This window comes from Modestobacter italicus, assembly GCF_019799965.1.
Classification (GTDB): Bacteria; Actinomycetota; Actinomycetes; order Mycobacteriales; family Geodermatophilaceae; genus Modestobacter; species Modestobacter italicus_A.
The window spans coordinates 162,321-188,380 of the sequence record NZ_JABGCJ010000004.1; the positions used below are offsets into that span (position 1 = coordinate 162,321).

Genomic DNA, 26,060 nt, shown 5'->3' on the forward strand with positions numbered 1-26,060 from the left:
CTGTCCTCCGATTTGTCCGCATGAAGTCGGCGCGCGTTCAGGCCCCGGACAGCGAACTGGGTTTCCCTGGAGTCATGTCGGAGACCGGCCTGAAGGCCGTCCGTACGCCTCGCCAGGCGCGCTCCCCGCTCGTCATCGGGCACCGCGGGGCGCCGAGCTACCGCCCCGAGCACACCGCCGCCAGCTACGAGCTGGCCATCGACCTGGGCGCCGACCTCGTCGAGCCCGACCTGGTCGTCACCCGGGACGGCGCCCTGGTCGCCCGGCACGAGAACGAGCTCTCCCGCTCCACCGACATCGCCTCCCGCCCGGAGTTCGCCGACCGCCGGCGCACCCAGGAGGTCGACGGCGAGGAGGTGACCGGCTGGTTCACCGAGGACCTCACCCTCGCCGAGGTGCGCACGCTGCGGGCGGTCGAGCGGCTGCCGGCGATGCGGCCGCTGAACACCGCCTACGACGGCCGCTACGGCGTGCTCACCCTCGCCGAGGTCGTGGAGATCACCCAGCGCCGGTCCACCCCGGAGCGCCCGGTGCGTGTGCAGGCCGAGCTGAAGTACCCGGCTTGGTTCGCCGCCCAGGGCCTGCCGATGACCGAGCTGGTCGCTGCCGAGCTGCGCCGGCTGGACGCCGCCCGCCCCGACGGCCCGGTGGTCGTGATGGCCTTCGAGCAGTCGGCGCTGCGTGCCCTGCGCGCCGACCTGGGCAGCGGCGGACCGCGACTGGTGCAGCTGATCGAGGAGGAGGGCGTGCAGGACGCCCTGGTCACCCCCTCCGGGCTGCGGGAGATCTCCACCTACGCCGACGGGATCGCCCCGCACAAGGGCCGGATCCTGCTGCACGACGCTGCCGGCGGCCTGGTCGGCGTCTCCGACCTGGTCAGCCAGGCCCACCGGGCCGGGCTGACCGTCGAGCCGTGGACGCTCCGCCCGGAGAACGTGTTCCTGCCCAGCCACCTGCGCCGCGGCAGCGACCCGAGCGGGCTGGGCGACGCCCAGACCGAGGCCCGGCTGCTCTTCGCCCTCGGGGTGGACGGCGTGATCGCCGACGCCCCCGAGACCGCCTACCGGGCCCGCGCCGAGCTCTCCGCCGCCGCCATGGCCCCGGTCCGCCCCCGCGTCTGAGCCCCACCGCCTCACCGCCCGTGCGCTCGGCGGGCCGTCAGCACGCTGACCGCCCGCCGGGCGCACAGTCGCGTCCGGCTCGAGCCGGTGCGACTCGGGTGAGCCGTGCCGGCTGGACCGGTGTCCCCGCTCGGCGGAGGAACCGGCTGTGCCGGGCTGCCCGGGAACGAGAGGATGCGTGGATGACGACCCCTGCAACGTCTCCGCGAGCAGGTGCAGTGCTCGCTTCGGGAGCGGCCACGCTCCTCTGGTACGCGATGCCCGACGTGATCTCCTCGCGCACGGCTCGGGGGTGGGCGAAGGCCGGTCTCCTCGCCGGCTCGCTCGCCGTGACCGCACCTGAGCTCCAGGCGGCGTGGGCGGCCACCCGCGCGGAGTTCCGGGCCGGTCACGGCGACGCCCCACCGCTCACCCCCCGGTCGCTGACCGTGGGCGGACGGGCCGCCGCCCTCGGCGCCGCGGCGACCGTGCTCGCCCTCTCGGTCCGCGGTGTGGTCGCTGCCGAACGATGGGCCTTCGAGCACGGTCAGGCCAGGGCCGCGGCCGGCAGACAGCTCCCGCACACGGTCCCGGCCCTGGCGTACAGCGTGCTGACGATCGGGTTGTGGCTGGTCCCGGCACCCTCGCCCGCCCCGTCGACCGAGCACGCGCGGGGGACACCGCGCTGACCGCTCCGACCACGACCGCAGCCGCCGGGTCCCGGGCTCCTGGCCGTGGTCGGCGCCGAACAGCTGAGTCGATCGCCGGCGCCTGGCCGCACCTGGCCCACCGCTCGGCTGTGCCGGCCGACGCCCCAGACTGCGGAGCGGCTCACCACCGGCTGGGCACGCCCGCGGTTCGCGGTGCGGCCCGGCAGGTCGCTAGATCAGGTCGTGCAGCACCACGTTCTCGTCGCGGCCGGGGCCGACGCCGATGACGCTGACCCGGGCACCGGAGAGCTCCTCGAGCCGCCGGACGTAGGCCTGGGCGTTGACCGGCAGGTCCTCGAAGCGGCGGCAGGCGGTGATGTCCTCGAACCAGCCGGGCATCTCCTCGTAGATCGGCTTCGCGTGGTGGAAGTCGGTCTGCGTCATCGGCATCTCGTCGTGCCGCACGCCGTCCACGTCGTAGGCCACGCAGATCGGCACGGTCTCCAGCCCGGAGAGCACGTCGAGCTTGGTGAGGAAGTAGTCGGTGATCCCGTTCACCCGGCTGGCGTACCGGGCGACGACGGCGTCGAACCAGCCGCAGCGCCGGTCCCGGCCGGTGGTGACGCCGACCTCGCCGCCGTGCTTGCGCAGGTACTCGCCCCACTGGTCGTGCAGCTCGGTCGGGAACGGGCCGGAGCCGACGCGGGTCGTGTAGGCCTTGAGGATGCCGACGACCCGCTCGATCCGGGTCGGGCCGACGCCGGCGCCCACCGCGGCGCCGCCGGCGGTCGGGTTGGACGACGTGACGAACGGATAGGTGCCGTGGTCGACGTCGAGCAGGGTGCCCTGCGAGCCCTCCAGCAGCACCCACTCGCCGGCGTCCAGCGCCTTGCCGAGCAGCAGCCGGGTGTCGACGATGCGGTGCTTGAGCGCCTCGGCGTAGCCGGCGTACTCCTCGACGACCTCGTCGACGTCGATGGCCTTGCGGTTGTAGACCTTGACCAGGACCTGGTTCTTCTCCTGCAGCGTGCCCTCGAGCTTCTGCCGGAGGATGGAGAGGTCGAGCAGGTCGGCGACCCGGATGCCGTTGCGGGCGACCTTGTCGCCGTAGGCCGGGCCGATGCCGCGGCCGGTGGTGCCGATCTTGCGCTGGCCGAGGAACCGCTCGGTGACCCGGTCCAGGGCGCGGTGGTGGGGCATGATCAGGTGCGCGTCGGCGGAGATGACCAGGCGCGAGGTGTCGACGCCGCGCTCCTCGAGGCCGGCGAGCTCGCCGATGAGCACCTCGGGGTCGATGACCACACCGTTGCCGATGACCGGCGTGCAGCCCGGGGTCAGGATGCCGCTGGGGATCAGGTGCAGCGCGTACTTCTCGCCGTCCGGGGTGATCACGGTGTGGCCGGCGTTGTTGCCGCCCTGGTAGCGGACCACGTAGGGCACCCGCCCACCCAGCAGGTCGGTGGCCTTGCCCTTGCCCTCGTCGCCCCACTGGGCGCCGATCAGCACGACTGCGGGCATGCGGCAGGTCTCCTCGTTCGTCGCGCCGGCAGGTCCCGGCGAGCCAGGTGGCAGGGTATCCGCATGCCCGCCACCCAGCTCGACCTGCGCGGCCTGGCGGCGGTCCAGCCGCCCTCGCGCCGGCACGTCGCCTCGGTGGTGGACGGCGCCGACGAGGTGCACGTCCTGGGTCCGGTCCCCGCGCTGTCCGCCGTCCTGACCCGACTGTGGCGTACCGAGCGACTGCCGGGCGTGCCGGTCGCCTGGACCCCGGCGGAGGACGCCGCGTCGACCGGGCTGGCCCACGCGCTGGGGGTGGGCACCGGCACCGACCGCGAGCTGCCGCTGGTGCGCGACGACCACGGCGGGGTGCTGCTGCACGCCGGGCGGGTGACCGCCGCCGGCGAGCAGCGTCGCGTCCTGGAGCGGCGGTTCGGCGCGCAGGCGTACTGCGACGACGACCGGGTGGCCGACGGCGAGATCAGCCGGATCGACGCGCGGCCGGACTGGACGGCGGTGGACCGGCTGTCCGTGGCGGTGGTGCGGCTGCCGCTGCGCCCGGTGCGCCGCGCCACCGGGCGGGCGCTCCAGATCGCCTGCGCCCCGGCCCAGGTCGTCCGGGACGGAGTGCCCTTCGACCGCGAGGTGACCAAGTGGACCTGGTACGCCGACGACCGGGTGCGCTGGCGGCTGCGCCCCTGAGCCGGGGTCTCCGCCACCGGCTGAGGACGGGCGCGCGGGGGCATGCCCGGTCCCCGCGCCGCGACGTCACCACAGCGGGGTGGTGAGGCCGGAGTCTCCCGTCAGGCGCCGCCGGATCGTGGACACTGAGATGACCGCCCCGATCGAGGAGGCCTCGCTGTCGTCGTCCCGTCGCCCGACCGTCCTGCCGGTCGCTCCCGAGCGGCTGCCCGCCTTCGGGCCCGCTGTGCCGGTGGTGCCCCGCTCGCCCGGACGGCGGCTGCTGGACCGGGTGCTGGCCCGACCCGGCGCCTCCGCCCTGTTCGGCCTGCTCGTCGTCGGCCTGTTCTTCGGGCTGCAGTCCCCGGGCCTGCTGAGCTCCGGGGGCCTGGCCACCGTGCTGGACGTGGCGGCGCCGCTGGGCATCGGCGCGGTGGCCGTGGGCATGCTGCTGGTGGCCGGCCAGTTCGACCTCTCGATCGGCGTGGTGGCGGTGACCACCAGCCTGGTGACGGCACTGCTGGTCAGCGAGCTGGGGCTGGGCATCTGGCCGGCGCTGCTGGTCTCCCTCGCCGCGGCCCTGCTCATCGGCGCGGTCAACGGGCTGCTGGTGGTGAGCACCGGGCTGCCCAGCTTCCTGGTGACCCTGGCGACCTTCCTGGTGCTGCAGGGCAGCTCGCTGGCCGTCGCGAGCGCGGTCGCCGGGTCTTCCCGGGTCACCGGCCTGGCCGGTTCGTCGGGCTGGGACTCCGCGCTGGCCGTGTTCGGCGCGACCGCCCAGCTGGGTGACGGACGGTTCCGCATCTCGCTGGTCTGGTGGCTGCTGGCCACCGCGCTGACCACCTGGCTGCTGTGGCGCACCCGGTTCGGCAACTCGGTCTTCGCCAGTGGCGGCGCCGGTCAGGCGGCGCGGGAGCTGGGCGTCCCGGTGGCCCGCACCACCGTGCTGCTCTTCCTGGGCACCGCCACCGCCGGCTGGCTGATCGGCACGCTGGGGCTGGTCCGGCTGGGCGGGGTGCAGGTCGACCCGGCCCTGGGCGCGGAGATCGAGTTCATCGTGGTCGCGGTGATCGGCGGGTGCCTGCTGACCGGCGGCTACGGCTCGACCGTCGGCGCCGCGCTGGGCGCCCTGCTGTACGCCGTCGCCCGGGAGGGGATCCTGCTGGCCGGCTGGGACCCGCGCTGGTTCCAGGCCTTCCTCGGTCTGCTGCTGCTGGTGGCGCTGCTGGCCAACGGCCTGGTCCGCAGCCGGCTGCGCACGGCGCCCCGGTCATGAGCACGGCCGCCGACACCGGGACGACGCCGGCGCTGGAGCTGCGCGGGGTGACCGTGCGGTACGGCAGCGTGCCGGCCCTCTCCCGGGTCTCGCTGGCGCTGCGGGGCGGCCAGGTGCTCTGCGTGCTGGGGGAGAACGGGTCCGGGAAGTCGACGCTGGTCGCCGTGCTGTCCGGGCTGCAGCGACCGGCCGAGGGCGAGCTGCTGGTCGACGGCCGCCCGGTGCGGTTCCGCTCGCCGCAGCAGGCCCGGGCGTGCGGGATCGCGACCGTCTGGCAGGACCTGGCGATCGCCCCGCTGATGTCGGTCTGGCGGAACTTCTTCCTCGGCGCGGAGCCGACCCGCGGCACGTGGCCGTTCCGCCGGCTGGACGTCGGCCGGGCGGAGGAGGTCACCGCGCGGGCGATGGCGCAGGTCGGGGTCACCGGGCTGGACCCGGGGCAGGCGGCGAGCGCGCTGCAGGCCGGCGAGCGGCAGAGCCTCGCGATCGCACGGGCCCTGCACTTCGGCGCCCGGGTGCTGGTGATCGACGAGCCGACCGCGCCGATGACCGTGACCCAGCGGGCGCTGGTCCTGCAGTCGGTGCTGGCCGCCCGGGACTCGGGGCTCGCGGTGCTGTTCGTGACGCACAGCCCGCAGTACGCCCACCTGGTGGGCGACCGGTTCCTGCTGCTGGGCGACGGCCGGGTGGCCGGTGACCTCACCCGGGAGGACGTCGACGTGCACGACCTGACCCGGCTGGTGGCCGGGGGCGACGAGCTGTCCCGGCTCACCGACTCGCTGCGCGAGGCGCACCAGCGACGTTGAGGGGGCGCCCCCTCACGTCGGCGCCAGGGGCGCGACATGAGAGGGCGCCACGTCAGTTGAAGACGCTGACACCGCCCGGGCCGACCAGCAGCCCGACGATGATGAGGACGATGCCCCACAGCAGTTGCTTGCGCACGATCGCGACGATGCCCGCGATCACCAGGACGACGGCCAGGATCCACAACAGGGTGACCATGACGAACCCCCTTCTCGGGGCGACGCCCTGCTGGCGTCGACCGGACGACGACGCTAACGGCCCGTGATCATCCCGGCATCAGGACGATCACGGTCCGCAATCAGCGGGCCGACGGCCTCAGGCCGCCAGCGTCGGGTCGCAGTCGCGCAGCAGCTGGGTGCAGCGTTCCTGCTCGTCCACCTCGCCGATCCGCTCCGCGGCCTTCGCCAGCACGGTGACGCAGCGCAGGAAACCGCGGTTGGGCGCGTGTGACCACGGCACCGGGCCGAAGCCCTTCCAGCCGTTGCGGCGCAGCGCGTCCAGGCCGCGGTGGTAGCCGGTGCGGGCGTAGGCGTAGGCCTCGATCGTGCGGCCGGCCTCCAGTGCCCCTTCGGCCAGCGCCGCCCAGGCGGCACTGGAGGTGGGGTGGGCGGCGGCCACCTCGGCCGGGTCGGCGCCGGCGGCGAGCGCGTCGTCGGCCTCGGGGATCCCGGGCAGCAGGGTCGCCGGCGGCTCGCCGAGCAGGTTGCGGTGTGCGTGGGTCACGGCTCAGCCCGCCTGCGACTGACCGGCGGACAGCAGGTCCTCGCAGGCCTGCACGACGCGGTCGGCCATGTTGGCCTCGGCCAGCTTCATGTAGGTGCGCGGGTCGTAGGTCTTCTTCACGCCGACCTCGCCGTCCACCTTCAGCACGCCGTCGTAGTTGCTGAACATGTGGCCGGCGATGGCCCGGGTCAGCGCGTACTGGGTGTCGGTGTCGACGTTCATCTTCACCACGCCGTAGGAGATCGCCTCGCGGATGTCGGAGAGGTCCGAGCCCGAGCCGCCGTGGAAGACCAGGTTGAACGGCTTGGCCCCCTCGCCCAGGCCGAACTGCTCGGCGACGACGGCCTGCCCGCGCTCGAGCACGTCGGGGCGCAGCTTCACGTTGCCGGGCTTGTAGACCCCGTGCACGTTGCCGAAGGTGGCGGCCAGCAGGTAGACGCCCTTCTCTCCCAGGCCCAGTGCCTCCGCGGTGCGCACGAAGTCGCCGTCAGCGGTGTAGAGCTTCTCGTTGATCTCGTGGGCGACGCCGTCCTCCTCGCCGCCGACGACACCGATCTCCACCTCGAGCACGATCTTGGCGGCGGCGCACTTCTCGATGAGCTCCTGCGCGATGGACAGGTTCTCGGTGAGCTCGACAGCCGACCCGTCCCACATGTGCGACTGGAACAGCGGCGCCTGACCGGCGTCGACCCGGTCCTGGGACAGCGCGATCAGCGGGCGGACGTAGTCGTCCAGCTTGTCCTTGGGGCAGTGGTCGGTGTGCAGCGCGACGTTGACCGGGTAGCGCTCGGCGACCACGTGGGCGAACTCGGCGAGCGCGACCGCGCCGGTGACCATGTCCTTGACCCGGGTGCCGGAGCCGAACTCCGCCCCGCCGGTGGAGAACTGGATGATCCCGTCGCTGCCGGCGTCGGCGAAGCCACGCAGGGCGGCGTTGATCGTCTCGGACGAGGTGCAGTTGATCGCCGGGTAGGCGAAGCCGCCCTCCTTCGCCCGGGTGATCATGTCGGCGTAGACCTCGGGGGTCGCGATGGGCATGCGGTGCACTCCTGATGTCGGGACCAGCGGCTCTGCTCGCCGCCAGTATCGCGCCGGGTGATCGTCGGTGGCGTGCCCGGGGCTCCCCGGGTGAGCCCGCGGGTGCCCCTCAGCCCTGCTCGGTGCGGCTGACGGCCCGGGCGGCGACCACGACCGGGTCGTAGGTGGGCGAGAACGGCGGGGCGTAGGACAGGTCGCTGCCGGCCAGCTCCTCGGCGGTCAACCCCGCCCAGATCGCGGTGGCCAGCACGTCGATCCGCTTGGCCGAGCCCGGCCCGCCGACCACCTGCGCGCCCAGCAGCTGACCGGAACCGGCCTCCGTCACCAGCTTGACCGCGACATCCTCGGCACCCGGGTAGTAGCCGGCCCGGGTGGTGGCCTCGATGGTGTCGGTCCGGAAGGCGAACCCCGCCTCCTCGGCCTGGGTGGTGCACAGCCCGGTCCGGCCGATCTCCAGCTGCCCCACCTTGGTCACCGCGGTGCCCAGCACCCCGGCGAACCGGGCCGGCCGGCCGCCGATCACCGAGCCCGCGACCCGGCCCTGCTTGTTGGCGTGCGTGCCCAGCGCCACGTGCGCGACCTCGCCGGTGACCCGGTGGAAGGTCTGCGCGCAGTCGCCGGCGGCGAAGACCTCCGGATGGTCGCGGCAGCGCTGGCTGCGGTCGACGTCGACCGCCCCGGTCGGCCCGATCGCCAGCCCGGCGTCCGCGGCCAGCCGCACCTCCGGCCCCATGCCCAGCCCGAGGACGACGAGGTCGGCCTCGTACGAGCCGACGTCGGTGCGCACCCCGCACGCCCGCCCGGCCGCGTCCACCAGCACCTCGCGCACCGCCTGGTCGGTGTGCACGGCCATGCCCATCGCCACCATGCCGTCGCAGACCCGCCGGCCCATGTCGGCGTCCAGCAGCTGCATCGGCAGCGGGTCGGCGAGCACGACGGTGACCTCCAGCCCGCGCCGCTGCAGGGCCTCGGCCATCTCCAGGCCGATGTAGCCACCGCCGAGCACCAGCCCCCGGCGGGCCCCGGCCGCGACCGCGGCCCGCACCGCCGCGCCGTCGTCCAGCCGGTGCACGCCGAACACCCCGTCGGCGTCCAGGCCGGGGATCGGCGGCCGGGTGGGCCGGCCGCCGGTGGCCACCACCAGCCGGTCGTAGCCCAGCCGCTCGCCGGCGGCGGTGACCACGACGCCGGCGTCCAGGTCGATCGCCTCCGCGCGGGTGCCGGTGCGCACGGTGATGCCGGCTGCGGCGAACTCCGCCGGGGTCCGGGCGATCAGGTCGCTGCGGTCGGCGACCTGGCCACCGACCCAGTAGGGGATGCCGCAGGCGGAGAAGGAGACGTCCTCCCCCTGCTCCAGGACGACGATCTCCAGGTCCTCGGCGGTCCGCAGCCGGCGGGCCTGCGCGGCGGCGGACATCCCGGCGGCGTCCCCGCCGACGACCAGCAGGCGTTCGCTCATGCCCGCCACCCTGCCACCGCTCAGGCCCGGGGCAACCGGCCGACGGCAGCGAGGTCTGCGACCGCGGCCCGGCGGAACACCTTGCCGGGGTTGAGGATGCCGGCCGGGTCGAGCGCGTCCTTGATCGCCTGGTGCACCGACAGCGACACCGGGCCGATCTCGCGTTCCAGCCAGTCGGCCTTGAGCGTGCCGACGCCGTGCTCCCCGGTGATCGTGCCGCCGAGGGACAGGCCGAGCTCGAGGATGGCGTCGAAGGCGGCGAACGCCCGGGTGCGCTGGTCGGGGTCGGCGCCGTCGAAGACGACGGTCGGGTGCATGTTGCCGTCCCCGGCGTGCCCGACGACCCCCACCACCAGGCCGGCGGTGGCGGCGATGGCGTCGCAGCCGTCGATGAAGGTGGCCACCTGGGACCGGGGCACGGCGACGTCGTCGAGCAGGAGGCTGCTGCCCAGCCGCTCCAGCGCCGGCAGCGCCATCCGCCGGGCGGTCATCAGCAGGTCGCCCTCGGCGGGGTCGTCCGTGGAGTGCACGAAGTCCGCCCCCGCTGCCTCGCACAGCCGGGTCAGCGCGGCGATCTCCGCCGCGGCGACCTCGCCGCCGCTGTCGGACTGGGCCAGCAGCAGCGCGGCGGCGTCCCGGTCCAGGTCGGCCTTCATCAGGTCGTCGACGGCGCGGATGCAGGTGCGGTCCATCACCTCGAGCATGCTGGGCACCAGCCCGCTGGTGACCACCTGCTCGACGACCTGCCCGGTCCGGGCGCTGGTGCCGAAGCTGGCGACCAGCGTGACCGGCGGCTGCGGAGCCGGGCGCAGCGCCAGCGTCGCCTCGGTGATCACCCCGAGGGTGCCCTCGGAGCCGACGAACAGCCGGGCCAGGTCGTAGCCGGCCACACCCTTGACGGTGCGCCGCCCGGTGCGCAGCACCCGGCCGTCGGCGAGCACGACCTCCAGGCCGAGCACGTAGTCGGTGGTGACCCCGTACTTGACGCAGCACAGTCCGCCGGAGTTCATCGCCAGGTTGCCGCCGAGGGTGCACCAGTCGTAGCTGGCCGGGTCCGGCGGGTAGAACAGCCCGTGCCCGCGGACGGCGTCGCGCAGGGTCTTGTTGACCACGCCGGGCTGGACGACGGCGAGCCGGTCGGCCGCGGACACCTCCAGGACGGCGTCCATCCGGGTGAGGGCCAGGGTGATGCACCCGTCGACGGCGTTGGCCGCGCCGACCAGCCCGGAGCCGGCCCCACGCGGCACCACCGGGACGCCGTGCCGGTCGGCCAGCCGCAGCACGGCCGAGACCTCCTCGGTGCTGCGCGGCAGCGCCACCGCGGCCGGGAGCCCCGCCTCGGCGAGCATCGCCTGGTCCCGGGCGTAGGCGGCGGTGACGTCGGGGTCGGTGAGCACGCTGTCCGGCCCCAGTGCGTCCTGGAGCTCGCGGACCCACGTCGTCGTGAGGGCGGTCACGCCGCCACGGTACGTCCCGGGCGGACCGCCGGTGGCGCCCCCGTGCGGAGCGGCGCGGCGGCCTCGATCAGGAGAGGCCGAGGTCGGCCAGGTCGAACGCCGCCCGGTACTCCAGGCCGGCGGCCTCCACCGCCGCCCGGGCGCCGCGGTCGACGATGACCGCCACCGCGACGACCTCGGCCCCGGCCTCCTGGAGCGCCTCGACCGCGGTCAGCGGGCTGCCGCCGGTGGTGGAGACGTCCTCGACGACCAGCACCGCGCGCCCGGCGACGTCCGGCCCCTCGATCCGCCGCTGCATCCCGTGCGCCTTCATCTGCTTGCGCACCACGCAGGCGTCCAGGAAGCCCTCCCCGGCGGAGGCGGCGTGCAGCATCGCGGTGGCGACCGGGTCGGCGCCCAGGGTGAGCCCGCCGACCACGTCGTAGCGCAGGTCACCGGTGAGCTGGCGCATCACCCGGCCGACCAGCGGGGCCGCCTCGTGGTGCAGCGTCACCCGGCGCAGGTCGATGTACCAGTCGGCCTCCTGGCCGGAGGACAGCGTCACCTTCCCGTGCACCACGGCGAGGTCGACGATGAGCTCGAGCAGCCGGTCGCGGTCGGGGTGGGCCGGGGCGGGGACGTCCATGCCGGGCACCCTACTGAGCCCGCGTGGGCCCGGTCCGCGGCCCGGGAGCCCGGCGGGCGCTCAGCCGACGGGGGCGAGCACCTGGTCGACGACGTAGACGGTCGCGTTCGCCGTCGGCACGTTGCCGCAGACGACCGTCGCCGGCGCCGCCCCGGCCACGGTCTGCTCCGCGGAGACGCTGGGGGCGTCGGCCGGCCCGGCGACGGTCACCCGGTCGCCGGCGAGGGTGGTGTGCTCACCGGCGAGCTCGTCGGGGGCCAGCCGGCCCGGGAGGACGTGGTGGGTGAGCAGCGCGGTCAGCCGGGGCACGTCGGCCAGCAGGGCCGGGAGCGCCTCGGGCCCCAGCGCGTCGAAGGCGGCGTTGGTCGGCGCCAGCACGGTGACGTCCTCGCGGGTGTTGACCACGTCGACCAGGTTGGCGGTCAGCACCGCCGAGGTGAGGGTGCTGAGCTCCGGCACCGCCCCGGCAGCCGTGCCCACCGGGGTGGTGGCCAGGGCGGCCAGGCTCGCGGGCCCCTCGGCCGGGAAGAGCCCGCAACCGGGCCCGATCGGACCGGTCACGGCCGGGGCGCTGCTCGGCGCGGTGCTGCTGGCCTGGCCCGCGGCCGTGCTGCTGCCTGCGGCGGCGTCGCCGCCCTCGGCGTCGGAGCTGCAGGCACCCAGCCCGCCGAGCAGCAGGGGCACCGCCAGCAGCGGGGCCAGCCGGGCGGCGCCGGGCCGGGAGAGCAGGCGGGGTCGGGACCGGGGGGCCTTCACGGTGGGGTGCTCCTGCTCGTCGGGACGACGCCGCCGGGGTGCGGCGGCCGGGTGTGCTGACCGTCGAGCATGGCAGCTGGGCCGGCCCGCCACGCGGTGCCGCCCCGGCACCGGCCGCGCGCCGCACCGGCGTGCCAGGCTGGGCGGGTGAGCGCCCGTCCGTCGTCCCCCGGTCCGCTCGGCCCGGACCAGAGCCGCCCGGGGATGCCGTTGTCGGCGCGGATGTCGGTGGGCCTGCTCGTCGGGCTGGCCGTGCTGCTGCTGCTCAACGGGCTCTTCACGCTGCTGGCCCGGGACGCCGTGGTCGACGCCTTCGTGCGCGCCCAGCCCGACTCGCCGCGGTCGGACGCCGAGCGGATCGTGCTCATCACCCTCGTGCAGGCAGCGGTCTTCGGAGGGCTGGCTGCCGTCTCGGCGGCCGGGCTGGCCCGGCGGCACAACTGGGCACGGTGGGCCGGGCTCGCGACGAGCGCGGCGCTCGGGCTGGTCACGCTCGCGGCGACCTTCCTGGCCGGTGGCGTCGCCGTCTCCACCTTGTTGCTGCTGGTGCTGTGCGCGGCGGCCGTGGCCAGCCTCGCCGCCCGCACCACGGCTGCGTGGACCGCTGGTCCACGCAGCCGCGGCTCGGACTGACCCGGCTCAGAACCGGTTGCGCCGCTGGCTCTCGGCCTTGTACCAGTCGCTGGAGGGCTTGAGCGCCAGCAGCACGATGCCGGCGATGACCAGCAGCAGCTGGACCACGCCGAGGAAGCCCAGGGCCGAGGCGCCGAGCAGGCTGAAGAGCACGTTGAGGCCGCCGAGCACGAAGAGCACGATGCGCGCCCAGTTGTGGCCCTTCCAGGCGAACCAGAGCACGAGCAGGAAGGCGGCCGTGATGACCAGGCCGATGACCGCGCCGATGGTGATCACCGCGGACACCTCGTCCCGGCTGAGCCCCTGGTCGAGCGCGGCGTCGTCGATGTAGGAGTCCAGGTCGGCGAAGGTGAGGATCGAGCCGATCAGCCCGAGCACCGTGTTCGCCAGGAAGGCGCCGATGCCGGCCTTGACCGTGGTCGGCCGCTCCGTCGGGGCGCTCGGGGCGCCGCCGTACTGGGCGCCCGGCGCGGCGGGGTAGTCGTACTGGCCCGGCTGGCCCGGGGTGCCCTGGCCGTAGCCGGGCTGCTGCCCGTACCCCGGCTGCTGGCCATAGCCGGGCTGCTGCCCGTACCCCGGCTGCTGCCCGTACCCCGGCTGCTGCCCGTACCCCGGCTGCTGGCCGTAACCGGGCTGCTGGCCATAGGGGGGCTGCTGGCCGGACCCGCCCTGCTGGGGGTCCTGCGGTCCTGACGTCATGACGGCTCCTCGGGTGACCTTCGCGTGCGACTGCCGGTGATCATGGCGCATCCCGGCGCTCCCGGCACCGGAACAGCTGCCTCGCCGCACCGGCCGGCCCCGACACGGTGCGTGCCCGCCGCCCGCGGCAGCGGGCGGCGGGCACGGTGCCTCACTCGGTGCCGGCCTCCAGCGCCAGCGGGGCCGCCGGGTCAGCGGCACCGTCGCCCGGGCCGGGGTCGGCCCCCGGCGCGGGAGCCCGGGTGACGCTCAGCCCGGTGTCCCCGTCGGCGACGTCGGCCGGCCAGTCGACCAGCACCTCGTCGCCGTCGCGGATGTCCCCGCTCAGCAGGGCGCGGGCCAGCTGGTCACCGATCGCCGACTGCACCAGCCGCCGGAGCGGGCGGGCGCCGTAGACCGGGTCGAACCCGTTGAGCGCCAGCCACTCGCGGGCCGCGTCGGTGACGCGCAGGGTGAGCCGGCGAGCGGCCAGCCGCCGGGCCAGCACCCCGACCTGGATGTCCACGATGCCGGCCAGCTCGTCGGTGCCGAGCGCCCGGAAGGTGACGACGTCGTCGAGGCGGTTGAGGAACTCGGGCTTGAAGTGCGCCCGCACCACGTCCTGGACGGCGCGGCGCTTGGTCTCCTCCGGGAGGGACTGGTCGGCGATCACCTGCGAGCCGAGGTTGGAGGTGAGCACCAGCAGCGTGCTGCGGAAGTCGACGGTCCGCCCCTGCCCGTCGGTGAGGCGGCCGTCGTCGAGCACCTGCAGCAGCACGTCGAAGACGTCCGGGTGGGCCTTCTCCACCTCGTCGAGCAGCACGACGGTGTACGGACGGCGCCGCACCGCCTCGGTGAGCTGGCCGCCGGCCTCGTAGCCGACGTAGCCGGGCGGGGCCCCGACCAGCCGGGCCACCGAGTGCTTCTCGGAGTACTCGCTCATGTCGATCCGGACCATCGCCCGCTCGTCGTCGAACAGGAACTCCGCCAGCGCCTTGGCCAGCTCGGTCTTGCCGACGCCGGTGGGGCCGAGGAAGAGGAACGACCCGGTCGGCCGGTCGGGGTCGGCGACCCCGGACCGGGCCCGGCGGACGGCGTCGGCGACGGCCCGGACGGCGTCGGGCTGGCCGACGACCCGCTGGGCGAGCTCGTCTTCCATCCGCAGGAGCTTCTGCGTCTCCCCCTCCAGCAGCCGGCCGGCCGGGATCCCGGTCCAGGCCTGGACGACCTCGGCGATGTCGTCGGCGCCGACCTCCTCCTTCAGCATCGACTCGCTGGCGGCGACCGACGTCTCGGCCTCGCGCAGCGCCCGCTCCAGGGCCGGCATCCGGCCGTAGCGCAGCTCGGCGACGTGGGCGAGGTCGCCGTCGCGCTCGGCGCGCTCGGCCTCCAGCCGCACCGCCTCCAGCTCCTCCTTCGTGCGCTGGATGCGGTCGATGGCGGTCTTGTCCTGCTGCCAGCGGGCGGTGAGCTCGTCGAGCTCCTCGCGCCGGTCGGCCAGCTCGTCGCGCAGCGCCGCCAGTCGCTGGAGGGACGACGGGTCGTCCTCCTTGGCCAGCGCCATCTCCTCGATCTCCAGCCGGCGGACGACCCGCTCGACCTCGTCGACCTCGACCGGGCGGCTGTCGATCTCCATCCGCAGCCGGCTGGCGGCCTCGTCGACCAGGTCGATCGCCTTGTCGGGGAGGAACCGCGCGGTGACGTACCGGTCGGACAGCGTGGCGGCGGCGACGATGGCCGCGTCGGTGATCCGCACACCGTGGTGCACCTCGTAGCGCTCCTTGAGCCCACGCAGGATGCCGATGGTGTCCTCCACCGAGGGCTCACCGACGTAGACCTGCTGGAAGCGGCGCTCCAGGGCCGGGTCCTTCTCGATGTGCTCGCGGTACTCGTCGAGCGTCGTCGCACCGACCATCCGCAGCTCGCCGCGGGCCAGCATCGGCTTGATCATGTTGCCGGCGTCCATCGCCGAGTCGCCGCTGGCGCCGGCCCCGACGATCGTGTGCAGCTCGTCGATGAAGGTGACGACCTGGCCCTCGGCGTCGGTGATCTCCTGGAGCACGGCCTTGAGCCGCTCCTCGAACTCGCCGCGGAACTTGGCCCCGGCGACCATCGAGCCCAGGTCCAGCGCCATCAGCCGCTTGCCCTTGAGGCTCTCGGGGACGTCACCGGCGACGATCCGCTGGGCCAGGCCCTCGACGATCGCCGTCTTGCCGACCCCGGGCTCACCGATCAGCACCGGGTTGTTCTTGGTGCGCCGCGACAGCACCTGCACGACCCGGCGGATCTCGGTGTCCCGGCCGATGACCGGGTCGATCTTCCCCTCGCGGGCCCGCTCGGTCAGGTCGACGGCGTACTTCTCCAGCGCCTGGAAGGTGCTCTCCGGGTCGGGGCTGGTGACCTTGCGGTTGCCCCGCACGGTCCGGAAGGCCGCGACCAGGGCGTCGCGGGTGGCGCCGGCGCCGGTGAGCACCGCGCCCGCCTCGCCCTCGGTGGTGGCCAGCCCGACCAGCAGGTGCTCGGTGGAGACGTACTCGTCACCGAGCGCGCTGGCCTGCTCCCCGGCGGCGTTGATCGCCCGCAGCAGCTCGCGGGACGGCGCCGGGGCGGCGACGGTGGCACCGCTGACGCTGGGCATGCGGCGCAGCGCGGCATCGGCCTTCGCCCGGACGTCGGCCGGGTCGGCACCGGTCGCCTGCATCAGCGGGCCGGCGATGCCGTCGGGCTGCTCGAGCAGGGCGACGAGCAGGTGCAGGGGCTCCAGGGCGGCCTGGCCGCGGTCGACCGCGAGGCGCTGGGCGGCGGCGACCGCCTCCTGCGAACGGGTGGTGAGCTTGCTCTGCATGGTCGGTGCGGGTGTCCTCTCTGGCGACTGGCGACGTGCCACTGCGGGGCGCGACGGGGGACGTCTCGATGGGTGCAACGGAGCGGGAGTTGAGTCTGTTCCGCTCAACTCCGGACGTCCAGTCCACCGCCGCCCACCACTGCGGGAACGATTGCAGTGCACAACTCACTGTCCGAGACGGAGAACACGGCGGTCTACGGCCGGGTGGCGTCCTACTGTGGGGCCCATGACGGACACCCCGTCGCCGAGCGTGGCACTCGACGACCAGCTCTGCTTCGCCCTGTACGCCGCCTCCCGGGCCGTCACGGCCCGCTACCGGCCGATGCTGGACGAGCTCGGCGTGACCTATCCCCAGTACCTGGTGCTGATGCTGTTGTGGGAGGAGGACGGCCAGACCGTCGGGCAGCTCGGCTCCCGCCTGGCGCTGGACTCCGGCACCCTCTCCCCGCTGCTCAAGCGGCTCACCACCGCCGGGCTGGTCACCCGGCACCGCCGGGCCGACGACGAGCGCTCGGTCTCCGTCCGGCTCACCGACGCGGGCCGCGCCCTGGAGGGCCCGGCGTGCTCGATCTCGAGCCAGATGATCGACGCCCTCGCGCTGGACCAGCAGCAGTTCGACGCGCTCAAGGACACGCTGCGGCAGATCACCGCACGGGTCTCCGACGCCCGCGTCGACGCCCCCGCCTGACCGAGTCCACCTCCGCGGGTCCAGGGCCGACCCCGGGACCCGGCCCGACCGCCTGCCCTCGGGCGGGCGCTGACGCCTGCCCGCACGCCTGCGGCGAGGCGTCGCACGGGCGCCCGGAGGCCCGCCCGGAGGCCGCAGTCCCCGGGTGGCGGGAACAGCGCCGTCCCGGTGAGGTTGTCTGGGACAGCACAGGTGACCGGCCGGAGCGCAGCCCGCGCCCGGAGGTCACCCCCGAAGAGGAGGTCCGATGCCCACTCGTACCGCACGCACTGCCTGGAACGGCTCGCTGCAGGAGGGGTCCGGCCAGGTCGAGCTCTCCAGCTCCAAGGTCGGCACCTTCGACGTCAGCTTCCCGAAGCGGACCGCCGACGAGGCCGGGGGCACCACCAGCCCCGAGGAGCTCATCGCCGCCGCCCACTCGTCCTGCTACGCCATGGCGCTGTCCAGCGAGATCGGCAAGGCCGGCGGCACGCCGCAGTCGCTGGAGATCAGCGCCGACGTCACGCTGGGGCAGAAGGACGGCGCCCCGACGATCACCACCATCAAGCTCACGGTCCGCGGCGAGGTCGACGGCCTGGACGCCGACGGCTTCGAGAAGGCCGCTCAGGCCGCCAAGGTCGGCTGCCCGGTGAGCAAGGCGCTGTCCGCGGTGGACATCTCCCTGGACGCCGCGCTCGTCTGAGGGAGGACCGTCCTCCCCGCCCCTGGACGGGGCCGACGGCCCTGCAGCCGGCGTGTACGACAGAGGCCCGCCTCCCCGAGGGGAGACGGGCCTCCGTCGCGTCCGGCCGTCCTCGCGTCAGGCCCGCTGGGTCGCCGTCGTCCGGCCGGCCAGCTGGTCGTCGACGTCCGCGGTGGTGTTCGGCTCGACCGGGCGCTCGCCCTGGAGCCGCTCGTCGCCGGACTCGGTGCGCAGCGCGACCTCGCGGATGAAGAGGATCGCCAGGATCGTGATGATCGACAGCACCGCCGAGATCAGGAAGACCCGGCCGGTCGCGTCGCCGTAGGAGACCTGGATCAGCTCGCGGACCGGAGCCGGCGCGTCCGCCAGGGAGGCCAGCCCGATGTCGCCGGAGCCGGCGGCGGCCGCCGCACCCGGGACGTCGGCCAGGCCGGACTGGATGAGGTTGCCCACCCGGCTGGACAGCACCGCGCCGAGCACCGAGACGCCGATCGTGCCGCCCAGGCTGCGGAAGAAGGCGACCGCCGAGCTCGCCGCACCCAGGTCGGTGGCGGCGACGGTGTTCTGCACGGCCAGCACCAGGTTCTGCATGGTCATGCCGATGCCGACGCCGAGGACGGCGAGGAAGACCCCGAGCACGACCATGTTCGTCGCGTGGTCGATCGTCGCCAGCAGGCCGAACCCGATCGCGACCAGCAGGGAACCGGCCACCAGGTAGCGCTTCCACTTGCCGGTGCGGGTGATCAGGATGCCGGAGACGGTGGAGGAGACCAGCAGCCCGCCGACCATCGGGATGGTCAGCAGACCGGCGGCGGTGGGCGAGTAGCCACGGGAGATCTGCAGGTACTGGCCGAGGAAGACCGTCGAGCCGAACATCGCCACACCGATCGCGACGCTGGCGATGATCGCGAGGGTGGTGGTGCGGTCACGGAAGAGCCGCAGCGGGACGATCGGCTCCTCGGCGCGCAGCTCCGTGACGACGAACGCCACGATGGCGAGCACGCCGCCGCCGACGAAGAGCGCGGTCTCCAGCGAGGCCCAGGCGAAGCTGTCCCCGGCGAGGGTGACCCAGATCAGCAGGGCCGAGACACCGGCGGTCAGGAACGCCGCGCCGAGGTAGTCGATCGAGACCTCGCGCTTGGTGACCGGCAGGTGCAACGTGCGCTGCAGCAGGATCACCGCCGCCAGGGCGAAGGGGACGCCGACGAAGAAGCACCAGCGCCAGCCGAGCCAGCTGGTGTCCACCAGCAGGCCGCCGATCAGCGGCCCACCGACGGTCGCCACCGCCATGACCGAACCGAGCAGCCCGGAGTACCGGCCGCGCTCCCGCGGGCTGATCATCGCGGCCATGGCGATCTGCACCAGCGCCTGCAGGCCACCCAGGCCCAGGCCCTGCAGCACCCGCCAGCCGATCAGGGTGGGCACCGACTGGGAGAGCCCGGCGAGCATCGAGCCGACGATGAAGACCACGATGGCGATCTGGATCAGCAGCTTCTTGCTGAACAGGTCGGCGAGCTTGCCCCAGATCGGGGTGGAGGCGGTGGAGGCCAGCAGGGTGGCGGTGACCACCCAGGTGTACTGGCTCTGGGTGCCGCGCAGGTCGGTGATGATCGTCGGCAGCGCGTTCGAGACCACCGTCGAGGACAGGAAGGCGACGAACATCGCCAGCAACATCCCCGACAGGGCGCTGAGGATCTCCCGGTGGGTCATCCGGCCCTGTTGCTCGGCCGGGGCGACCGCCGGGTCGGCGGCGGGTCCGGCTGCGGGCCGGACGGGGGCGGGGGTGCTCATCTGCGTCTCTCCTGGTGGTGCAGTGCGGGTGGTGCGGGACGGCGGCCCAGCGGGCCGCCCGGGGTCAGGCGGCGGACCGCCGGTGGCCGGCGCGGTCGAGGCCGTCGGCGAGCTTCTCGAGCAGGCGGCTGAACTGCTGCGCCTCCTCCTCGGTCCAGTCCGACAGCGCCTCGACCGCCCACTGGCCCCGGACCTGCCGGGTGTGGGCGAGCGCGTCGGCACCGGCCGGGCTCAGGCTGATCAGGCTGGCCCGCCCGTCGAGCGGGTCGGGCCGGCGCTCGACGAGCCCGGACCGCTCCAGCACCGACACCTGGCGGCTGACCACCGAGACGTCGACGCCGGCATGGCCGGCCAGGGCGCTGCAGCGCTGCGCGCCCTCCCGCTCCAGCGGGGCCAGCAGCGCCCAGCCGAAGGAGGGCAGGTCGCCGTAGAGGTCGGCGGCCACCCGGGTGCCCAGGTGCTTGGCGGTGCGGACCAGCCGGGCCACTCCGGCGGTCATCCGCTCGGACGTCTCCCGGGTGAGTGCCACGTCGTCCCCTGTTCCGCCGGTCGCCGGGCCCTCGCCCGTTACGTGTAGACAGCAACCATGGTGCACCTGTTGGTTGGCGTCTGCAACAACCCGTCGGGTGAGGCCCGTCTCCCCACACGCGACGACGGGCGGCGACCGGACCGTCGAGGTCCGGTCGCCGCCCGTCGCGGCCGTGCACAGCCGGCCTGGCGGCCGGCACCGGTCAGCTGGGAGCCAGCGCCTCCAGCACGAGCTCAGCGGGGTGCCACGCCGTGCGCTGGGTGCCGTGGAAGATCTGCTGGCGGCAGGACACCCCGGTCGCGGCGATGACGGCGTCGGCCGCCGCGGCCCGGACCGCCGGGAAGAGCCGGTCCTCCCCCACCTGCAGGGACACGTCGTAGTGCTCGGACTCGAAGCCGAACGACCCGGCCATGCCACAGCAGCCGGCGTCGAGCTCCTGCACCGTGACGCCGGGGATCCGCGACAGCAGGGCGACCGTGGCCGCCGTCCCGGCCTCGGCCTTCTGATGGCAGTGGCCGTGGAAGACCACGGTCCGCCCGGCCAGCCAGCTGTCCTCGCGCAACCGCAGCCGGCCGGCGTCGATCGCCTCGACCAGCAGCTCCTCGGGCAGCTTCACCCTCGCCGCCACGTCCCGCACGTTCGGGTCGTCGGGGAGCAGCTCCACGTGCTCGGCGCGCAGCGTGAGGATGCAGGAGGGCTCGCAGCCCACGATCGGCGAACCCGGCTCGGAGCCCTCGCAGAGGTTGGCCGCCAGCTTCTGCGCCTTGCCCCGGGCGTCGTCCAGCAGGCCCTTGGAGATGCTCGCCCGGCCGCAGCAGCCCTTGCTCTCCAGCCGCACCGGGTGCCCGGCCGCCTCCAGCAGCCGCACCACGGCCTGGCCGATGCCCGGCTCGGTGTAGCTGGTGAACGAGTCGGCCAGCATCGTGACCGGCTGCTGGGTCAGCGCCGCCGGGGCCTCGTGCCGCTTGAACCAGCGCATCAGCGTCGTCCGGTGGAAGACCGGCAGGTCCCGCTGGCGGGCGATGCCCAGCCGGGCGTCCATCAGCGCCCGCAGCGGCTTGATCTTCAACGGCAGGTTCGACAGCGGCGCCGTCGCCGAGCCCAGCCGGTTCAGCGTCCGGATCGCCCCGAACGCCCGCGACCGCAGCGGGGTGCCGTGCACGTCGTGCTTGGCCGCCAGCGCCTCGCTCTTCATCGCCGAGACGTCGACGCCGAGGGGGCACTCGCTCTTGCACGCCTTGCACATCAGGCACAGGTCGAGCACCTCGTGCAGCCGCTCGTCGGCCAGCGCGGTGTGCGGGTCGCCCTCGCTGAGGGCCTTGACCAGCGCGCCGGCGCGGCCACGGGTGGAGTGCTCCTCCATCCGGGTGGCGATGTAGGAGGGGCACATCGCCCCGGTCGTGGACTTGCGGCACAGCCCGATGTTCATGCAGCGGTCGGCGGCGCCGAACATCCCGCCCACGACGTCGAACTGCAGCCGGGTGCGCAGCGGGCCGGGCGTCGGCGGGTTCGCGTCCCGCAGGTGCTCGGTCATCGCCGGGGAGTCGACGATCTTGCCGGGGTTGAGCGTGCCCTGCGGGTCGAAGAGGGCCTTGACCTGCCGCATCGCCTCGTAGAGGTCGTCGCCGAACAGCTCGCGGTTGAACTCGCTGCGGGCCAGGCCGTCGCCGTGCTCGCTGGAGTTCACCCCGCCGTACTCGCGCACCAGGTCCTTGATCTCCACCGCCACCGAGCGCATGACCTCGACCTGGCCGGGCTGGCTCAGGTCGACGAACGGGCGGATGTGCAGGCAGCCGACCGAGCAGTGCCCGTAGAAGCCCGCCTCCAGCTCGTGCCGGTCCAGCACGTCCTTGAACCGGGCGGTGTACTCGGCCAGGTGCCTGGGGTCGACCGCGGTGTCCTCGATGAACGCCAGCGGCCGGCGGGCGCCCACCGAGTTGGCCATCAGCAGGCCCAGGGCGGACTTGCGCACCTTCAGCAGCGCGCCCTGCTGGGCCGGGGTGACCGCCCGCAGGGTGTGGTAGCCGTGCCCGTTGCGCTCCCACAGCTCGACCAGCCGGTCCATCGACTCGACCAGCTGGGCCTCGTCGTCCCCGGTGAAGGAGACGAACAGCAGCGCGTCGGGGTCGCCCTGCAGGATCCTGCCGAGCCCGGCGTACTCGATCTTCTGCCGGGACAGGTCCAGGATCGTGCGGTCCAGCAGCTCGACCTGGGCGGGGTCGACCGACAGCGCGTCCTCGGTGGCGTTGATCGCCGCCTGCACCGTCTCGAAGTGGCCCACCGCGAAGACCTGCTTCGACGGCTTGGGCACCAGCCCGACCCGGGCGGCGGTGATGATCGCCAGGGTGCCCTCGGAGCCGACCAGGAACTTCGCCAGGTCGAAGGGCTGCCCCTCGGCGAGCCGGTCCAGCCGGTAGCCACCGGCCCGCCGCCAGAACGACGGGAACCCGGTGGCGATCGCCTCCGCGTTCTCCGCCACCAGCTCGGGCAGCCGGCGGTAGATCTCCGCCTCGAGCGTGTCGCCCTGGGCCCGGCGGGCCCGCTCGGCCTCGTCGACGACGCCGAAGGTGGCCGTCGACCCGTCGGCCAGGACGACGTCGACCTCCTCGACGTGGTCGATCGTCATGCCGAAGCGCACCGAGCCGCTGCCGGCGGAGTTGTTGCCGATCATCCCGCCGATCGTGGCGCGGTTGGACGTCGAGGTGTCCGGCCCGAACATCAGCCCGTGCGCGGCGGCGGCCCGGTTGAGGTCGTCCTGCACCACGCCGGGCTCGACCCGGGCGGTGCGCGCCTGGGGGTCCAGCTCGGTGATCCGGTGCATGTGCCGGGAGAGGTCGAGCACCAGGCCCGGGCCGACGGTCTGCCCGGCCAGGCTGGTGCCCGCACCCCGGGCGAGCACCGGGATGCCCACCTCACGGGCCAGCCGCACTGCGGCGACCACGTCGGCGGTGTGCGCCGGGTAGGCGACCCCGACCGGCGTCATCGTGTACATCGAGGCGTCCTGGCTGAACAGGTGCCGGGTGTAGTCGTCGAAGGCGACCTCGCCGTCCAGCGCGCGGGTCAGCTCCTGCTCGAGGTCGGCCACCCCCACGCGCGGGCGCTCCGGGGCCGCCGTCATGCCTGCTGCAGGCGCTCGAGGGCCGCCTGGATGCCGTTCGGGTCGATCTGCACACCGGCTCGCACCAGGCCCATCTGCACGCCGCCCAGGGTGCCGACCAGTGTCAGGTCGTTGAAGTGGCCCAGGTGCCCGATCCGGAAGACCTTGTCGGCCAGCTTGCCCAGCCCGGCGCCCAGGGACATGTCGTACTCGCAGAGGATGACCTCGCGGATCGCGTCCGCTCCGCCGTCCGGCAGGTAGATGGCGGTCAGCGAGCCGGAGTACTCGCGCTCGTCGAGGGCCAGCACCTCCAGGCCCCAGCCCCGGACGGCGGCGCGGGTGGCCTCGGCGTGCCGGGTGTGCCGGGCGTAGACGTTGGCCAGGCCCTCGTCGTCGAGCATCTCCAGCGCGACCTTCAGTGCGTAGAGCAGGTTCGTGGCCGGGGTGTAGGGGAAGAAGCCCCGCTCGTTGGCGGCCAGGATCGGCTGCCAGTCCCAGAACGACCGGGGCAGACCGGCGTTCTTGGACGCCTGCAGGGCCTTCTCGCTGACCGCGTTGAAGCTCAGCCCCGGCGGGAGCATCAGGCCCTTCTGGGAACCGGCCACGGTGACGTCGACGCCCCACTCGTCGTGCCGGTAGTCGATGCTGCCCAGCGAGGAGATCGTGTCGACCAGCAGCAGCGCGGGGTGCTCGGCGGCGTCGATGGCCCGCCGCACCTCGGCGACCCGGCTGGTCACGCCGGTGGAGGTCTCGTTGTGCACCACCATGACGGCCTTGATCTCGTGGCCCGTGTCGGCGGCGAGCCGCTCCTGGGCCGCCTCCGGGTCGGCGCCGTGCCGCCAGTCACCCGGGACGAACTCGACCTGCAGGCCCAGCCGGGTGGCCATCTCCTGCCAGAGGGTGGCGAAGTGGCCGGTCTCGAAGGCCAGCACCTTGTCGCCCGGGGAGAGCGTGTTGGTCAGCGCCGCCTCCCACGCCCCGGTGCCCGAGGCGGGGTAGATGACCACCGGCTGGGTGGTGCCGAAGACGGGCTTGACCGCCTCGAGGACCTCCAGGCCCAGCGCGGCGAACTCCGGCCCGCGGTGGTCGATGGTCGGGGCGGCCATCGCCCGCAGCACCCGGTCGGGCACGTTGGTCGGCCCCGGGATCTGCAGGAAGTGCCGCCCGCCGGTCGTCGTCGTCACTGACATGCCCGTGCCTCCATCGGATGTGGCCCTCTGAGTCGGGGCTCCCGGCTCGGCGCGGATCGCGCTCGGGCGGAAGTCCACCATGCGGGAGGCTACTACCGGCAGGTGGATGGATGAACAGACCTCTCGGACGTCCTGTGACCCTTGACACTGATCGTCGCGCCCACTTCAATCCCCGCTGAGCGAGAACACGCTTCCGTATCGCGGAAGCGCCACCGAGCGGGCCGCGGCCCGTTCCGACGAACGCATGGGGACGCCGGTGTCCGTACAGCTCGTCTTGATCCTGATCCTGTTGGCGATCTTCCTGGTCGCCACGGTGCTGCCCGTGCACATGGGGGCGTTGGCGCTGGTCGCGGCCTTCGTCGCCGGGTACTTCATCTTCGGTACCGATGGCGACCCGACCTACGACGACGCGGTCTTCGGCTTCTTCCCGGGGTCGCTGTTCGTCGTCCTGGTCGGGGTCACCTACCTGTTCGCCATCGCCAAGAACAACGGCACGGTCGACTGGCTGGTCCATGCGGCGGTGAAGGGCTCCGGCGGGCGGCTCGCGGCGATCCCGTGGGCGATGTTCGCCGTCACCGGCGCACTCACCGCCATCGGCGGCGTCGTCCCGGCCGTGGTCGCGATCATCGCCCCGGTCGGCATGTCCTTCGCCCGGCGCTACGGCATCAACCCGGTGCTGATGGGCCTGTTCATCATCAACGGCGCCACCGCCGGCGGCTTCTCCCCGCTGTCGATCTTCGGCGTCATCACCAACACCGTGGTCGACGACAACGGCCTGGCCGGCAGCCCGCTGTTCCTCTGGGGCGCCTCGATCGTCATCAACATCCTGCTGTCGATCGGCGTCTTCTTCCTCTTCGACGGCCGGAAGCTGCTCGGTGGTGGCCGGGTCGACGTGACCGACCAGCGGGACGACGACTTCGTGGCCGCCACGGTCGCCGGCGACGCCACCGAGGACACCGGCGAGGACATCCCCGGCGGCGGCAACGGCGCGCAGCGGGCCGCGGTCGGCAGCACCGGCACCGGTGGGGCGGCACTGTCCGGCGGCCGGGTCACCGAGCCCGTGCACGGTCAGCCCGGTCACCAGCACCCGACGGCCGGCGAGCGCGCCGACCAGCGGTCCCTGCAGACCACCGCCCTGGCCCCCGAGGCCCAGGGCCAGGTCACCAGCCTCGACCGGGACCGCTCCCTCACCCTGGGCGGACTGGTGCTGCTGGTCGTGGGTGCGCTCGTCTTCGACCTGGACATCGGCCTGATGGCCGTCAGCGTCGGCGTGATCCTCTCGATCGTCGCCCCGCGCGGAGCCAAGGGCGCCGTGGGCCAGATCGCCTGGCCGACCGTGCTGCTGATCTGCGGCATCGTCACCTACGTCGGCCTCATGCAGGACCAGGACGTGCCCGGCTGGCTCGGTGACAACGTGGCCCAGCTCGGCGTCCCGCTGATCGCCGCCCTGCTGATCTGCTACATCGGTGCGGTCGTCTCGGCCTTCGCCTCGACCACCGGCATCCTGGGCGCGCTCATCCCGCTGGCGGTGCCGTTCCTGCAGGGCGACAACGCGATCGGGGCGATCGGCCTGATCACCGCGCTGGCACTGTCGTCCTCGATCGTCGACTCCAGCCCGTTCTCCACCAGCGGCGCCCTCGTGGTCGCCAACGCCACCGAGGCCGAGCGGGACAAGACCTTCCGGACCCTGATGATCTGGGGCTTCTCGATGGTCGCGATCATCCCGCTCATCACCTGGCTGATCCTGATCGTCCCCGGCTGGCTCTGACGGAGGACCCCGTCCTCCCCACCCCTCGCACACTCGCGGCGGGACCCGGGACGGGGCCGACCAGCACCTCACCAGACCGCGCCCCGGACGGCG

23 protein-coding genes are annotated in these 26,060 nt (G+C 73.8%); 9 read left to right on the plus strand and 14 right to left on the minus strand.

Features of this window, described 5'->3' with window-relative positions; genetic code table 11:
- Positions 1 to 74: 74 nt before the first annotated feature.
- Together HLA93_RS11320 and HLA93_RS11325 are read left to right on the plus strand one after the other, a co-directional pair.
- Positions 75 to 1,121 carry a glycerophosphodiester phosphodiesterase family protein gene (locus HLA93_RS11320; RefSeq protein ID WP_222194484.1) on the plus strand — a complete coding sequence of 349 codons (1,047 nt, stop codon included), beginning with the start codon at positions 75 to 77 and terminating at the stop codon, positions 1,119 to 1,121.
- A gap of 218 nt (positions 1,122 to 1,339) precedes the next feature.
- The gene (locus tag HLA93_RS11325) at positions 1,340 to 1,789 is read left to right on the plus strand and encodes a hypothetical protein (protein ID WP_222194485.1); all 450 of its coding nucleotides are present in this window, start codon (positions 1,340 to 1,342) and stop codon (positions 1,787 to 1,789) included.
- 192 nt (positions 1,790 to 1,981) lie between these two features.
- Here HLA93_RS11325 and HLA93_RS11330 read toward each other — a convergent pair whose 3' ends face one another.
- Positions 1,982 to 3,268: an adenylosuccinate synthase gene (locus HLA93_RS11330; RefSeq protein ID WP_222194486.1), complete on the minus strand. Its 1,287-nt coding sequence runs from the start codon at positions 3,266 to 3,268 to the stop codon at positions 1,982 to 1,984.
- A 63-nt stretch (positions 3,269 to 3,331) separates the two neighbouring features.
- Between HLA93_RS11330 and HLA93_RS11335 the strand changes: the two genes are divergently transcribed.
- The 3 genes from HLA93_RS11335 (at position 3,332) to HLA93_RS11345 (ending at position 6,010) form a co-directional block, all read left to right on the plus strand.
- Positions 3,332 to 3,949, plus strand: a complete 618-nt coding sequence (locus HLA93_RS11335; protein WP_222194487.1) for a hypothetical protein — start codon at positions 3,332 to 3,334, stop codon at positions 3,947 to 3,949.
- A 130-nt stretch (positions 3,950 to 4,079) separates the two neighbouring features.
- Positions 4,080 to 5,204 (plus strand): ABC transporter permease, encoded by a 1,125-nt coding sequence (locus HLA93_RS11340; protein ID WP_222194488.1) that lies wholly within the window; start codon positions 4,080 to 4,082, stop codon positions 5,202 to 5,204.
- The gene (locus HLA93_RS11345; protein ID WP_222194489.1) at positions 5,201 to 6,010 is read left to right on the plus strand and encodes an ATP-binding cassette domain-containing protein; all 810 of its coding nucleotides are present in this window, start codon (positions 5,201 to 5,203) and stop codon (positions 6,008 to 6,010) included. The genes HLA93_RS11340 and HLA93_RS11345 overlap by 4 nt, the downstream gene beginning before the upstream one ends.
- A 52-nt stretch (positions 6,011 to 6,062) precedes the next feature.
- On the opposite strand, the gene HLA93_RS11350 is transcribed toward HLA93_RS11345, so the two are convergent.
- From HLA93_RS11350 to HLA93_RS11380, 7 genes are all read right to left on the minus strand, one after another.
- A complete protein-coding gene (locus HLA93_RS11350; protein ID WP_222194490.1) occupies positions 6,063 to 6,206 on the minus strand; it encodes a GPGG-motif small membrane protein in 144 nt (47 codons plus the stop codon).
- Positions 6,207 to 6,323: 117 nt separating this feature from the next.
- The gene (locus HLA93_RS11355; protein ID WP_222194491.1) at positions 6,324 to 6,731 is read right to left on the minus strand and encodes a DUF3151 domain-containing protein; all 408 of its coding nucleotides are present in this window, start codon (positions 6,729 to 6,731) and stop codon (positions 6,324 to 6,326) included.
- A 3-nt stretch (positions 6,732 to 6,734) separates the two neighbouring features.
- Positions 6,735 to 7,769 carry a class II fructose-bisphosphate aldolase gene (fbaA, locus tag HLA93_RS11360; RefSeq protein WP_222194492.1) on the minus strand — a complete coding sequence of 345 codons (1,035 nt, stop codon included), beginning with the start codon at positions 7,767 to 7,769 and terminating at the stop codon, positions 6,735 to 6,737.
- A 109-nt stretch (positions 7,770 to 7,878) separates the two neighbouring features.
- A complete protein-coding gene (locus tag HLA93_RS11365) occupies positions 7,879 to 9,228 on the minus strand; it encodes an FAD-dependent oxidoreductase (RefSeq protein ID WP_222194493.1) in 1,350 nt (449 codons plus the stop codon).
- Between the two features lie 20 nt (positions 9,229 to 9,248).
- On the minus strand, positions 9,249 to 10,685 hold the full coding sequence (locus HLA93_RS11370) for an FAD-binding oxidoreductase (protein ID WP_222194494.1): 1,437 nt from the start codon (positions 10,683 to 10,685) through the stop codon (positions 9,249 to 9,251).
- 67 nt (positions 10,686 to 10,752) lie between these two features.
- Positions 10,753 to 11,310 carry an orotate phosphoribosyltransferase gene (gene pyrE, locus HLA93_RS11375; RefSeq protein ID WP_222194495.1) on the minus strand — a complete coding sequence of 186 codons (558 nt, stop codon included), beginning with the start codon at positions 11,308 to 11,310 and terminating at the stop codon, positions 10,753 to 10,755.
- A gap of 60 nt (positions 11,311 to 11,370) precedes the next feature.
- Positions 11,371 to 12,066 carry a fasciclin domain-containing protein gene (locus tag HLA93_RS11380; RefSeq protein ID WP_308128069.1) on the minus strand — a complete coding sequence of 232 codons (696 nt, stop codon included), beginning with the start codon at positions 12,064 to 12,066 and terminating at the stop codon, positions 11,371 to 11,373.
- A 147-nt stretch (positions 12,067 to 12,213) separates the two neighbouring features.
- Between HLA93_RS11380 and HLA93_RS11385 the strand changes: the two genes are divergently transcribed.
- Positions 12,214 to 12,699, plus strand: coding sequence for a hypothetical protein (locus HLA93_RS11385; RefSeq protein ID WP_222194496.1), 486 nt, complete (start codon positions 12,214 to 12,216; stop codon positions 12,697 to 12,699).
- Positions 12,700 to 12,705: 6 nt separating this feature from the next.
- Here HLA93_RS11385 and HLA93_RS11390 read toward each other — a convergent pair whose 3' ends face one another.
- Positions 12,706 to 13,398, minus strand: a complete 693-nt coding sequence (locus HLA93_RS11390; protein WP_222194497.1) for a hypothetical protein — start codon at positions 13,396 to 13,398, stop codon at positions 12,706 to 12,708.
- Positions 13,399 to 13,549: 151 nt separating this feature from the next.
- Positions 13,550 to 16,222 carry an ATP-dependent chaperone ClpB gene (gene clpB, locus HLA93_RS11395; protein ID WP_246626405.1) on the minus strand — a complete coding sequence of 891 codons (2,673 nt, stop codon included), beginning with the start codon at positions 16,220 to 16,222 and terminating at the stop codon, positions 13,550 to 13,552.
- A 226-nt stretch (positions 16,223 to 16,448) separates the two neighbouring features.
- Between clpB and HLA93_RS11400 the strand changes: the two genes are divergently transcribed.
- Both HLA93_RS11400 and HLA93_RS11405 read left to right on the plus strand, forming a co-directional pair.
- On the plus strand, positions 16,449 to 16,910 hold the full coding sequence (locus tag HLA93_RS11400) for a MarR family winged helix-turn-helix transcriptional regulator (RefSeq protein ID WP_222194498.1): 462 nt from the start codon (positions 16,449 to 16,451) through the stop codon (positions 16,908 to 16,910).
- 247 nt (positions 16,911 to 17,157) lie between these two features.
- Entirely contained in the window at positions 17,158 to 17,592 is a 435-nt protein-coding gene (locus tag HLA93_RS11405) for an OsmC family protein (RefSeq protein ID WP_222194499.1), read from the plus strand.
- Positions 17,593 to 17,709: 117 nt separating this feature from the next.
- On the opposite strand, the gene HLA93_RS11410 is transcribed toward HLA93_RS11405, so the two are convergent.
- The 4 genes from HLA93_RS11410 to HLA93_RS11425 all read right to left on the minus strand — a co-directional run bounded on the left by HLA93_RS11410 (position 17,710) and on the right by HLA93_RS11425 (position 24,199).
- On the minus strand, positions 17,710 to 19,383 hold the full coding sequence (locus HLA93_RS11410) for an MDR family MFS transporter (RefSeq protein WP_222194500.1): 1,674 nt from the start codon (positions 19,381 to 19,383) through the stop codon (positions 17,710 to 17,712).
- A 64-nt stretch (positions 19,384 to 19,447) separates the two neighbouring features.
- The gene (locus tag HLA93_RS11415) at positions 19,448 to 19,912 is read right to left on the minus strand and encodes a MarR family winged helix-turn-helix transcriptional regulator (RefSeq protein ID WP_222194501.1); all 465 of its coding nucleotides are present in this window, start codon (positions 19,910 to 19,912) and stop codon (positions 19,448 to 19,450) included.
- A 202-nt stretch (positions 19,913 to 20,114) separates the two neighbouring features.
- A complete protein-coding gene (locus HLA93_RS11420) occupies positions 20,115 to 23,030 on the minus strand; it encodes an FAD-binding and (Fe-S)-binding domain-containing protein (protein WP_222194502.1) in 2,916 nt (971 codons plus the stop codon).
- Positions 23,027 to 24,199 carry a pyridoxal-phosphate-dependent aminotransferase family protein gene (locus tag HLA93_RS11425; RefSeq protein WP_222194503.1) on the minus strand — a complete coding sequence of 391 codons (1,173 nt, stop codon included), beginning with the start codon at positions 24,197 to 24,199 and terminating at the stop codon, positions 23,027 to 23,029. Before HLA93_RS11425 ends, HLA93_RS11420 begins: the two co-directional genes overlap by 4 nt.
- A gap of 256 nt (positions 24,200 to 24,455) precedes the next feature.
- Between HLA93_RS11425 and HLA93_RS11430 the strand changes: the two genes are divergently transcribed.
- Entirely contained in the window at positions 24,456 to 25,967 is a 1,512-nt protein-coding gene (locus tag HLA93_RS11430) for an SLC13 family permease (protein ID WP_222194504.1), read from the plus strand.
- Positions 25,968 to 26,060: the final 93 nt, after the last annotated feature.